Source organism: Mycoplasma sp. 613B (assembly GCF_054343485.1).
In genome coordinates this window covers 1-13056 of the sequence record NZ_JBTGVH010000025.1, presented here as the reverse complement: position 1 = coordinate 13056, position 13056 = coordinate 1, and the positions used below count along the sequence as shown (strand labels likewise).

Sequence of the window (13056 nt, the reverse complement as noted above, 5' to 3'; positions counted from 1 at the left end):
AAAAGTGACATTTTATATTGGGAATGGGGGGTGACATTTTATTTCTGTTTTAATATAAAACTAATAAATCTTTCTCAAATATATTTATTAAGTTATATAATTATATTATGAAATCAACTAATTCAGAAAATAGCAAAGCAATAGTGAAAATAATTTCTCATTTTTCTATTAGTGAGAATCTAAAGAAACAACTATTAGGAATATATAAAGCAAATAATGCTTATTTTTTTAAGGATTATTTTACTTTTTCTTCAGATTTATTCAATGAAAAGATAGAAAGATTTTTTAGCAATAGCTTAAAATTTAATATTTTTAGTGAACCTAAATTAAATGAGATTAAGAAATTTTTAAATTCTGAAGAAAATATTAATAAAGAAGAAAGTTTTATAAACTTATATTTTCAGACAAAAGAAAAAATAATTATTGAATTTTCTGTAGAAATGATAAATGCAACAAAAGAATCTAATGAATACGTTAATAATGTGTATAACTTAATTTTTAATTTTAAAAGTGAAAAAATAAATAATTCTATTTCTTATTTATTATCAGATTTTTTAGTAAATATTCAAGATGAACTAATTTTTGATAATATTTTTTCAGAAATTCAAAAAAATGTAAATCATTTTATAAGTTTAGATACTTTTATTAAAAGCGATACAAAACCATTCAAAGAAGATGAAAAATTATTAGAAACATTTAATAAATTTTACATTGATAATATAAACGATATAACTTATCAAGAATATTTAGAAAATAAAAAGTTTAAAAAAATAGATGAAGAATTTAAAAATAATCTTTTCCAAAGAAGCAAAACTTCAGGTAGTACAATATTAGTACACAAAGATAATCTAATCATATTTTCTTTTATTTATAATAGTATTAAATGACAATGGTTGTCTCAAGATAAAGCTAACGAAATAGTTTTTATTTATTATATTTATTCTTTATATGAAAAAATCACTTTACAAGATTCTTATAGTAAGTTGTCTATTTATTTACAAAAAATAGAAAACGACAATGATGATAAATACTATTTTTTTTCATATAAAAACAAACTTTCTAAATTATTATTCGAAATAAATTCGAAAATCGAAACCGAATTAAATCTTGTTAAAATTATAAATAAAGAAGATATTATAGAAAATAACACCGAACTTATTTACACATATAAAAATTCTAATACTGATAATTTAGAATTTAACACCACAAAAAACATGAATGATTATTTTGTACATTTAAGCGAAAAATTAGAAATTCGTAAAATACATAAATTATTAGAACAAGAAATATCAAAAGCAAAAGAGTTGGAGGAACAGATAGAAAAAAATATAAAAACAGAAAATGAAATTCAAAAATGAGATAACAAAAGATTTCAAATAAAAAATCAGAAAAAGTTATCTTTAATATTAATTATTTCTTCTTTATCTATAGTTATTCTTGCTCTTTCGAGGGGTTGAGATTTTTGATTTAAATTAAAAAACTTTTTTGACGAAAAAATTGGTTTATTGTGAGTATCTATATTATTTGTAATTTTTTTAGGAATTTTAATTTCTTTATTTATTTGAAAACAAGTAAAGAAAAATAAAAAACAATTTGATAAAGAAATAGACCTAATAAATAATTTTTTATTAGAAGAAGATTTGGTAAATTTTAAAAACTTAAAATATTCATTTTCTTTATTGAATTTTAAGTATAAAAGTTATATTTTAAAGAAAAATAAAGAATTAGAATTATTTACATATGAAAAAAATAATAATTTATATCCGTTTAATTTTATAAATGTTGAAAAAGATTTAAAAAAGATGAAACACGAAAATAAATCTTTAAGAAGAATGTACTATAACATTAAAAAAATGTATTATTGAAAATTTGATGAAAAAATATTTGAAAATATAAAATTACATTTTAAAAATGAACTTAATTTCTTTTTATCTAAAAATCAAGAATCTATAATTAAAGATATAACATTTAGTCAAAAAAAACAAATGAATTTAGATTCACTTGAATATATTTTGAAGAATAAATCAAAAATAAATTTAAAAAAATCTTTAAAAGGAAAAATAACCACTTTATTTAACTTTTATAAACCAGAAAAAAATATAATTTTTAATACTTTTGTTTTTGATTTGGATGGAACACTTTTAAATGATAATAATTTTATAAATGAAAAAACAAAAAAATACTTAAAAAATTTATATTTTAAAAAGAATAAAAAGATAGTAATAGCAACTGGAAGACCTTTCTTTTCAGCTAAATATTTTGTAGATGATTTAAACATAAGTTGCCCTATAATTTCTTACAATGGTTTATCTATATCTTTAAACACAAAAATAGAAAATAATGATTATGAAAACATATATAATAAAACGATGGATATAGTTTATACAAAGGAAATAGCTCGAGAATTATTTACGAAAAATGTAGATTTTTCATTACATACAAATCAAAAAAGCATAAAATTCAATCCAAACAACAATAAAATACACTTAAAAGAAAGTAAACTACCTTCTTCTATTAATGTTGCTTCAGTTTTTGTTAATAATTTTGATGAATTTATTGATAATCTTGAAATTAAAAAAAATGAAAAACCTATGAAATTCATAATTATATTTGATAAAATAGATAAAATCGAACAAAGAGATATATTGGATTTCCTTTCTAAATTTGCTAACTTAGATTTAATAGAATCTCAACCTAATTCAATAGATGTGATGATAAGAGGAATAAGCAAAGGTAAAGCATTAAAATTTTTAATGGATAAAAAAATAATTGCTAAAGATGATAGAATTATTGCTTTCGGAGACTCCGAAAATGATATTACTTTTAAAGAAGTAACAAATTATTTTGTAGCAATGAAAAATACAGAAAATTTAAAGGTTTTAGAAGCAAAAACCTATATCACTAAAGAAGATAATAATAATGATGGAGTTATTAGATTTTTAAAAGAAAACCAATTTAATAAATAATTTCGATATTGAATTTAGTTTTCAATTAAAGATTTAGAAGGAATTTTAGAATATCAAACAGCTTCAAAAATCCTTTATGAACAAAGTGTTTTTCAAAGATTTAAAAACAAAGAAAAATTCGATAATAATTTGACTTCTTCTAAAAATTCTTTTTACATATTTCTTGATATTTTAGTAAATAGTGAAAAAGAAATCTTTTCGAATTTTAATAACATTATTATAGAAGAAACAGCAGAGATGTTGAATTAATTTTTTATGATTCATCAACTGTTTATTTTGAAAGTTTTCAAAGAACTGGTTTAAAAATTCTTGGATATTTAAAAGATGCAAAATTTAAGGAAGACCAAATTGTTATTGGAATGGCAATTGATAGAAATGGAATTCTTTTTTATAAAGGTTTTTAAAGGAAATACAGCAGATTCAAGCATAATGATTTCTTTTATTAAAGAAACGAAAAGAACTTACAATCTTAAAAAGGTTCTCATATTCTTGGGCATTTCATACTTAATTTTTTAGCGCTTATTGTCTTAAAATACTTTATTTTCTTAATTAATAAATTTTACAAAGATAATGGAATTGTAGATAAAATTACAAATAATAAATTTATTGCAGCATTTAATTCTCAAACAAGTGTTGTAGCTGAATTTAAAGGTGAAATAATTAAAGTAGAAACTTTAAATTATAAAATTGATGAAAATAATGAAAATTTTAAATATTAATCTGATATAAAAAGAGTTTTATCAAAAATGGTGTAAAGAAAAAAACAAAAAAAATAAAATGAATCAAAAAAATAGTTAATTTTGTCTTTTTTGCTATTAACTAGGAAACTTGGGGTGATATATTGATATTAGAATGGACAAATTGAGATTTTAATATAATAAAAAACCCAGATTAGTTTTCTGGGTTTTTTTCTTCTGATTTGTTTGAATCTAAAGTGTGGTTTTCTCCATTATTATTACTATTGTTTGTAAAATCGTTTTTATGATTAAGATTTTTTTTCTTGTTAAAGTAAGGTTCAATTAAACTTGTATAAAGTAAGATTATAGTTGAACCAATAGAACCGATTACAATAAAGGTATCAGCAAAGTTAAATGTTCCATTATCGTGTCATGGTAAGAATAAAATATCTTTAACTCCATTTTGATTTATAAAACGGTCAAGCATATTTCCAAAAGTTCCTGCTCATAAAAATCCTAAAAATACTAATGTGTAATATTTTTTAGAAAAAACCATAAAATAAGGAACAACAATAACAATTAATAAACTGAAAATATGGATTAACGTAAAACCTAAATATTTATTTAATCCTGAAGTTACACCTCTATGTAATAAAGGTCTAAAACCAATAAAACCATAATTATAAAGGGTTTTTCCATCAATTCATTCAGCTCTTTCTTGAAAATATTGATGTTCAAAAATAAGATTTTTAGTTAATTGATCAATTAGTGTTAAAACTAATAAAACACCAAAAGTAATAAGTGCATTAATTATTAATCTTTTTTTATTAAAACTCAAAATTTTTGTTTTTCAATTCTTGAAAAAAATGTTAATTTTGTCCATCTTTTAAAACCTCAAAACATCTTAAACATATGTCATCTTTAATATGAACCATTTCAAAGTGATTTCAACATCTTTGACATTTTAACGAATCAAAAGATGTAACTTTAGTTTCGTTTGCAAATTCAACTGTTCCAACCATTAATAGTTTAACTAAGTTAAGTTTTTTAATAAATTCACTATCTGTTTTTATATAAACTTTAGATTCATTTTGTCTTTTGATAGTTCCACTTTTAATTTGTTCTTCAATTAATTTATATATTTCATCTTTAAGTGTAAAAAACTCTTTTCACTTTTGTTCCATTTGCTCATCAACTTTTTTCTCTTTTAAAAAGTCTTCTAAATGAATTGAAATTTGTTTATTTTCTTTTTTAAAGAAAGAATATGCTTCTTCAGTTGTTGTTGGTAAAATAGGAGCTAAAGAAATTAAAAGCAATTGAGTTAAATTGTAAAGATTTTTTTGAACCATTAATCTTTCTGGGGAATCTTTTTTGTCTGCATATAAACTATCTTTAGTTATAGAAAGATAAAATCCAGAAAAATCAATAATGAAATTATTTATTTCTTTTACAACTAATAAAAATCTAAAGTCGCTATAGTGTTTAATAATTTCATTATTTAACTTATTAATTTTATTAGCAATAAATTTATGAATTCCTTCAAGCTGAATGTTGTCTATTTTCGCATAATCAAAATCATTAATATTTCCAAGTAAAAATCTAATTGTATTTCTTATTTTTCTGTATATTTCGATGTTTTGTTCAAAAATTTTAGTTGAATAAGAAATATCATCAGAATATTCACTATTAGAAACTCAAAGTCTTAAAACATCAGCTCCGTGCTTGTTAATTAAGTCAATTGGTTCAACTCCATTACCAAGAGATTTAGACATTTTTTGACCTTTTTCATCAACAATAAATCCGTGTGAAAGTAATTCTTTATATGGAGCAGTCCCTCTATAAACTACTGAGTTAATTAAAGAAGAGTTAAATCAACCACGATATTGATCTGAACCTTCAAAGTATAAATCAAAAGGTTTTGTTGTTCCTTCTATTTCTACTCCGATGGAAGTAGAACCTGAATCAAATCAAACATCCATAATATCTTTTTCTTTTGTTCAACCTAAATTTCTATATTTTTCAGGTAAAAGATCATCAACTTCTTTTTCATATCAAACATCGCTTCCGTTTTGTTTGACTAAATTAATTACATAGTCAAAAATTTCTTCGTTAATCACAGGATCTCTGTTTTTATCATAGAAAATTGTGATTGGAACTCCTCAAGTTCTTTGTCTGGAAATTGTTCATTCAGCACGATTTTCAATCATTTTTGATAAACGTTTTTTACCTCATTCATTGAAGAATTTAACTTCATCAATAGCTTCTAAAATTTTATTTTTAAATTTATCAATTGAAACAAATCATTGTGGTGTTCCTCTAAATATAATAGGTTTTTTAGTTCTTCAATCATGTGGATATGAGTGTTTTATAAATTGTAATTTTAATAATTCACCTTTTGATTCTAAAAACATTCCTATTTCTTTATTAGCGTCTTCATAGAACATTCCTTCATATTGTTCTGCTTCTTTATTTAGAGTTCCATCATCAGCAACGTGCATTATCATATCTAGATTTTCTTTTTTACCAATTAAGAAGTCATCTTCACCAAATAAAGGAGCCATATGAACAAGACCAGTACCTGCTGTGATTTCTACGTGATGTCCTAAAACCACTTTACCAGTTAAATCTCTTTTTATAGGTCTTATGTATTCTGCTCCATATAATTCTTTCCCTTTTGTAGTTTCAAGAATTTTATATGATTCTCATTTAAACTCTGCTGCAAGTTTTTCAACCAATTCAGTTGCTACTATATAAATTTTTTCTTGTACTTGAACTCTAGAATAATCAAAATCTTGCCCAATAGCAACACCTGAGTTAGCAATTAAAGTTCAAGGAGTTGTTGTTCAAATAATTAGATTATCATTTTCTTTTATAAAGGAATTTCCCTTTGTAACAAGATAACTAACATAAATTGAAGGAGATCTGTGTTCTGCATATTCTACTTCAGCTTCAGCTAAAGCTGTTTGGCTTGAAGGTGATCAATATACTGGTTTTAATCCTTTTCTTAATAAACCATCTAAAGCCATTTTTTTAAGTAATTCAAGTTGTTTTGCTTCAAATTCAGGTCTTAATGTTATATAAATTTCTTTAAAATCACTAAGCATTTGTAATTTTTGCATTTGATTTTTTTGATTTTCTATTTGCTCTAAAGCATATTTTTTTGATTCTTTTCTAAGTTCTAAAATAGAAAAATCTTTTTGATTTTTATTCAAATTCTGTAGCATTTTTAACTCAATAGGTAGACCATGAGTATCTCAACCATTTACAAAAGGTGAGTAGAAACCACTCATACTTTTATATCTAACTATAATATCTTTAATAATTTTATTTAGAGCATGTCCTAAATGGATGTTTCCATTTGCATAAGGTGGACCATCGTGTAAAACATATTGTGGTTTACCTTTATTTTTCTTTAAAACTTGTTGGTAAATTTCTTTTTCGAGTCAGAATTGTCTGTATTTTTTTTCTTTTTCAACTAAATTTGCCTTCATTTCAAAATCTGTTTGAGGCATATTTAAAGTATCTTTATATTGTTTTTCCATAACTACTCCTTTTTAAATAAAATAAAAATCTGCATTCAAGGACTAACGTACCACCTTGAATCAGATTCTCTTTTTTGTTCGTTTCGTGAACCAAACGCCTTGTTAGGTCTCGGAAGTGATATTCAAAGGATCCAGATTGACTTGCACCAACCGTCAATTCTCTAGTGCTTTAACTCTTTGAACGTGTCTTCGTCATCGATATTCTATTATTTTTAAATTATATAAAAAAAATAGAAAAAATTCATTTTTTTGTTTTTAAATTATTGTTTATTTACAATTTTTATCCAAATATAAATTATTCAACAATAGTTTTGAGTTTTTTAGATGTATGTCTTTTAAAGTATAGTGTATTTACTAAAAGTAAAATATTGGAAAGAATCATTATAAGAGCAGCTATTCAAGGAAAAATTAATCCACTAATAGCTAAAGGAATTGCAAGTGAATTAAATAAGAAAGCTCAAATAAAATTCATTTTGATAACCATTAATGTTTTTTTAGCTAAATAAATTGCTTGATAAACAGCATATAATTCATTAGTCATTAATGAAATATCGGCTGTACTATTTACCAAATCAGACCCACTTGCAAAAGCAATTCCTAAATCTGCTTGTTTAATAGCTAAAATATCATTTAGGCCATCTCCAACAAAGATAGTTTCACCTTTTTCTTTGTATTCACTTATTAATTTGAGTTTATCTTCTGGTTGCAATTGTCCGTAAAATTCCTTTATATTCAACTCAGATGCAATTTGTTTTACAACTTCTTTATTATCTCCAGAAGCAATAACTACTTCTAATCCGAGTTTATGAAATTTTTCTATTATTTTTTTAGCATCTTGCTTGATTTGATCACCAAGAGCATAAACAAAAACTATTTTATTGTCCTTTGAAAGAACAACATAACTATATGCTTCAAAAGAATTGATTTTTACTTCGTCAATAAAACCTTTTTCTAACATTTTTTTATAAGATCCAAGTTCGTATTGACTTTGTTCAAATTCACCTATGATTCCATATCCCGGAATCTCTTTTTCATTAGAAATAGAAACGGGATTAAATTTTTTATAATTAGTTATAACTTGAGATAAAGGGTGGTGAGATTTGCTAGCTAAACTTTGAGCAATTGTTTCAAAATTGCTATCTCCAAAAACTTTAACAATTTCAGGTTTTCCTTTTGTTAATGTTCCTGTTTTGTCAAAAATTAGGTATTTTGCTTTTTTAAGTTTTTCATAAACATCAGCAGAAGAAAAGAGAATTTTATTTTTTGTTGCAAGTCCGCTTGCAGAATAAATAGCAGCAGGAGCCGCAATTCCAAAAGCACAAGGACAAGCTATAACAACAACAGTTACGCCAATTTTTATTCCATAATAAATTGGTTGTAGATCTTTTTCTAAGTAAGAAGGTCAATACTTAGAATCAATTAGATATAAAGAAATTGTTCAAGCAAGAAAACTTATAAGAGCAATTGATAAAATAACAGGAATAAAATATTTAACTATTACATCAGCTAATCTTTGTATTTTCGAAGTTGAATCAACTATATTTTCAAGTTTATCAATGATTTTAGCAAGAGTAGATTCTCTTGCTGTTTTTTGTACTTGAATTTTTAGTGAAGCAGTTAAATTGATAGCACCAGAAACCACAAAATCCCCTGGTTGCACGGTTTTTGGTAAAGGTTCACCATTAATTGCTGCCATATCTAACTCAGAAGTATTTTCTAAAATTATTCCATCAATAGGCACGTTTTGCCCTTTTGGTAAAATGATGACATCACCTACTTTTAAAGTACTTGTTGATACTTTTTTAGTTGTTCCATCTTCTAAAACAAGCATTGAATAGCGATTTTGTAATTTTAATAATTCTTTAATTCCTATACTAGATTTCCTCATTAATTTATTTTCTAAATAGTGTCCAATGGACACAAAAAGAAGCAAAGCAGAAGGAACCTCTCAAAAATACATTTCTATTTTGTAGTATCCACCATCTTTAGAAAATAAAGTATATAAAGTCATTATTAATGAGTAAAAATAAGATATATGAACCCCGATTGCAATTAAAAGGTTCATATTCATTACACCTTTAAATAGTCTTACATAGTTTTTGAAGTATTCTACAGAAACTACAAAAACTATAAAGGTTGCAAGAATCCCTAAAACTATAAAAACTCAATTTTGTTGATTATTATAAATAATTTCGTGTTTATTGTTAATTGCACCAATTATATTAGTTAAAATAACTAAGAAAAAAGGGATAAAGATGATAATTTGAATTACCATATTGTTAAATGGGGTTCAAATTCATCTTAAAAATTTTGACCAAAATTTTTTAGTATGGTTCAGCATCATATCCAGCCTGTTTTGCTAATTTTATAATTAATTCATCTGGATAAAGTTCATCATCTGCATCTACTTTTAACATTTTATCCATTAAATTAAGTGAATATTTAATTTCAGGATATTGTTGAAACTGTTTATCAATATTTGATTTACATGATGCACATGAAACATTGATAGTAAAATATCTTGACATTTTTCCTCCTTGTTTTTATGAATAAATTTAAATTTATTTCGATTATATTATATAAACGCACTTAAAAATTTTTTATTTTTTTATGTTTTGAATAAAAAAAAGGCAAAATTTTGAGATTTTTTATTTTGTAGTGAATAATTTTATCTACAAAAAACAGAAAAAAATAAAAATAAATAATAAAAATGTTATAATTTTATATATTTAAATTAATGAGGTAATATGAAAAAAGAAATGACGTTAGAAGAAAAAGAAGTAAAACAAGAAAAATCTCAAAAAAAATCAAAAGAAAGTAGAAAAGCTAAAACAAGACAAGGAAGAAATAACAGATGACTTTGAGGAATTTTCTTAGGATTTGCATCTGCTGTATTTTTAGGTGCTTCTGTTTGACTAATTGTTCAAAAAGTGCAAAAAGATCATTCTGTAAATCCAGCTGTTCCTACAACTCAAAATATTCAAAAAGATAAAAATAATGATAATTCTAACAAAGAAGCAGAAACTTCAACTAACAATCCAAGCACTACTACAACAAACTAATTTTTAGAACCTTAATAAAAGGTTCTTTTTTTAATATTTGTTTTACAAAAATATTGTAAAATTTATAAATATGAAGAAAGAAAATATAAGAAATTTTTGTATAATTGCACACATTGATCATGGAAAATCAACATTAGCTGATAGAATACTAGAATTAACTGGTGCTGTTGCTAAAAGAGAATTAAAAACTCAACATTTAGATTCAATGGACTTGGAAAAAGAAAGAGGAATTACAATAAAATTAAACGCTGTACAACTAAAGTACAAGGATTTTATTTTTCATTTGATTGATACTCCTGGTCATGTTGATTTTACTTATGAAGTTTCTAGATCGTTAGCAGCAACAGAAGGTGCTTTGCTTCTTGTTGATGCTACGCAAGGAATAGAAGCTCAAACATTAGCTAATGTATATTTGGCAATTGATAATAATTTAGAAATAATTCCTATAATTAATAAGGTTGACTTACCTTCTGCTGATCCAGAAAGAGTAAAAAAGGAAATTGAAAATGTTATTGGAATCCCTGCTGATGAAAGTGTGCTTATTTCCGCTAAAACTGGTCAAAATATTGATCAAGTTTTAGAAGCAATAATTAGTAAAATTCCTGCACCTAAAGAAGCAGATGATAATAAACCTTTAAAAGCTTTAATTTTTGATTCTTATTTTGATCCATATAAAGGCGTTGTTCTTTTAGTAAGAATTGTAGAAGGAAAAATTAGAGTCGGAGATAATTTCTTTTTATTTTCTTCAGGAAAAAAATTTCACGTGGTTGAATTAGGGGTTAGAACTCCTGCTGAATTAAAAAAAGAAGAATTAGTTTCTGGTGAAGTTGGTTGAATTGCTGCTTCTATTAGAGATGCTAAGGATATTTCTGTAGGAGATACCATTACTTTAGTTGATAATCCAGCAGATAGTGCTTTACCAGGTTATAAAAAACTAAAACCTGTTGTTTATACAGGATTTTATCCAATAGATGGAAAGGATTATGATTTATTAAAAGAGTCTTTAGAAAAAATTTCTTTATCAGATTCTTCAATAACTTTTGAACCAGAATCCTCAAAAGCTCTTGGTTTTGGTTATAGAATTGGATTTCTTGGAATGCTTCATATGGAAATACTACAAGAAAGATTAGAAAGAGAATTCAATATTGATTTAATAGCTACTGCTCCTTCTGTAGAATTTCATGTATATAAAACTGATGGTTCAATGGAAATTATTGCTAATCCTTCTAATTTACCTGATCCAACATTTATTTCAAAAATTGAAGAACCTTATATTAAAGCATCAATTATAGTTCCTGAAAATTATGTAGGTTCTATTATGGAATTATCACAAAATAAAAGAGGAACTTATGTTGACATTGAATTTATAGATGCTAACAGAAGAAGGGTTATTTATGAATTACCTTTAGTAGAAATAATTTTTGATTTTTTTGATAAATTAAAATCTATTTCTAAAGGATATGCTTCTTTTGAATATGAATTAATAGGATATAGAGAATCTAATTTAGTTAAACTAGACATCCTTTTAAATGGAGATAAAGTCGACGCTCTTTCAATGATTGTACACAAAGATTTTGCTTATAATAAAGGAAGGGAACTAACTGAAAAGTTAAAAGAAGTTATTCCACGTCAATCATTTGAAGTTCCTGTTCAAGCGGTAATTGGTTCAAAGGTAATAGCAAGAGAAACAATAAAAGCTTATAGAAAAGATGTTACAGCAAAATTATATGGTGGAGATCCAACCAGAAGACAAAAACTCCTTAAAAAACAAAAAGAAGGAAAAAAACGTATGAAAGCAATAGGTTCTGTAGAAGTGCCACAAGAAGCATTCTTAGCAATTTTAAAAACTGACAACAATGGTGGTAAAAAATAATGAAAATAACACCACTAAATAACACGGAAACTGTTAGATTTACTCATTTTAAAGTTGCAGAAACAGACAAAAAACAACCAAAATATAAAAGTAGTTATAAAGATCCTGAAAATGTAATTCCCACAGGTGCTTATAAAATTTTTGCTCTTGAAAATAAAATCATACTATCTATGCTTTTGTTTTATTCAATAATGATATTAATAATTTCTATTTTAATAACGCTTATTGCAACAAATAGTTTTAAAGCAATGAAAATTGTTGATAGAGATTATAGTTGAAGTTGATTTATTATTCCTGTTGGTTTATTATCATATTCTTTTTTTAAATTTATAATGAAGTTAATTGAATTTTCTTCTATTAAAAAGGCTTTAAAGTTTTATAGAATAGAATTAGAAAAAAATACACAAGCTATTCCAACATTTATAGCTCAGTTGTATAAAAAGTTAATAAAACAACAAATTCATCACAACTGATTCTTAGTCTTTTCTATATTTTATATGGGTATTTTTACTTTATTTATATGATATTTTAAAGATAAAAATTATCACGATATATTTTTAAATTTTAAAGCTTGAATTAGTGCTTTAAGTCCCAATCCACAATTGCTTTCAATAATTCTTTCTTTAATTATTTTAGGAAATATTGTTATTTGAGCAATATTGACTATAGCAAGAAAAAAAAGAACAAATGATATACAAGATTATTTTGGTTATCAAATAGTTAAAGATACAGAAATTGATCAAATGAAGATTAAAATGAATAAAGGATATTTAAAATTATTTTTCTTATCTATTGCTATCATTTTAATTCTTCCTATAATTACCTTATTGATAGTAAAAAGAATAATTTTAAAAAGAAAAAAATAAAGGAAATTCCTTTATTTGCTTAATTGTAAGATCAAGTGCACCACTTTAAAGTAAAATTTAAAGTATGGGA

Annotated in this window: 8 protein-coding genes; 4 read left to right on the top strand and 4 right to left on the bottom strand. The window is 24.3% G+C overall.

Annotated features, from left to right (window positions below; genetic code table 4):
• The first annotated feature begins 107 nt into the window (after nt 1–107).
• Nucleotides 108–2966, top strand: coding sequence for an HAD-IIB family hydrolase (locus tag ACXX87_RS03755; RefSeq protein ID WP_458560676.1), 2859 nt, complete (start codon nt 108–110; stop codon nt 2964–2966).
• 891 nt (nt 2967–3857) lie between these two features.
• On the opposite strand, the gene ACXX87_RS03750 is transcribed toward ACXX87_RS03755, so the two are convergent.
• From ACXX87_RS03750 to ACXX87_RS03735, 4 genes are all read right to left on the bottom strand, one after another.
• Nucleotides 3858–4481, bottom strand: coding sequence for a signal peptidase II (locus ACXX87_RS03750; protein ID WP_458573301.1), 624 nt, complete (start codon nt 4479–4481; stop codon nt 3858–3860).
• A gap of 31 nt (nt 4482–4512) precedes the next feature.
• Nucleotides 4513–7185 carry an isoleucine--tRNA ligase gene (gene ileS, locus ACXX87_RS03745; RefSeq protein ID WP_458573300.1) on the bottom strand — a complete coding sequence of 891 codons (2673 nt, stop codon included), beginning with the start codon at nt 7183–7185 and terminating at the stop codon, nt 4513–4515.
• Between the two features lie 295 nt (nt 7186–7480).
• A complete protein-coding gene (locus ACXX87_RS03740; RefSeq protein ID WP_458572781.1) occupies nt 7481–9529 on the bottom strand; it encodes a heavy metal translocating P-type ATPase in 2049 nt (682 codons plus the stop codon).
• Nucleotides 9510–9713 (bottom strand): heavy-metal-associated domain-containing protein, encoded by a 204-nt coding sequence (locus ACXX87_RS03735; protein WP_436358708.1) that lies wholly within the window; start codon nt 9711–9713, stop codon nt 9510–9512. Before ACXX87_RS03735 ends, ACXX87_RS03740 begins: the two co-directional genes overlap by 20 nt.
• 219 nt (nt 9714–9932) lie before the next feature.
• Between ACXX87_RS03735 and ACXX87_RS03730 the strand changes: the two genes are divergently transcribed.
• The 3 genes from ACXX87_RS03730 to ACXX87_RS03720 all read left to right on the top strand — a co-directional run bounded on the left by ACXX87_RS03730 (nt 9933) and on the right by ACXX87_RS03720 (nt 12986).
• Complete coding sequence (locus tag ACXX87_RS03730; protein ID WP_436358707.1) at nt 9933–10247, top strand: hypothetical protein; 315 nt, start codon at nt 9933–9935, stop codon at nt 10245–10247.
• 70 nt (nt 10248–10317) lie between these two features.
• Nucleotides 10318–12120 (top strand): translation elongation factor 4, encoded by a 1803-nt coding sequence (lepA, locus tag ACXX87_RS03725; RefSeq protein WP_458573299.1) that lies wholly within the window; start codon nt 10318–10320, stop codon nt 12118–12120.
• Nucleotides 12120–12986 carry an MSC_0882 family membrane protein gene (locus ACXX87_RS03720; protein ID WP_436358705.1) on the top strand — a complete coding sequence of 289 codons (867 nt, stop codon included), beginning with the start codon at nt 12120–12122 and terminating at the stop codon, nt 12984–12986. Before lepA ends, ACXX87_RS03720 begins: the two co-directional genes overlap by 1 nt.
• The last annotated feature ends 70 nt before the right edge of the window (nt 12987–13056 follow it).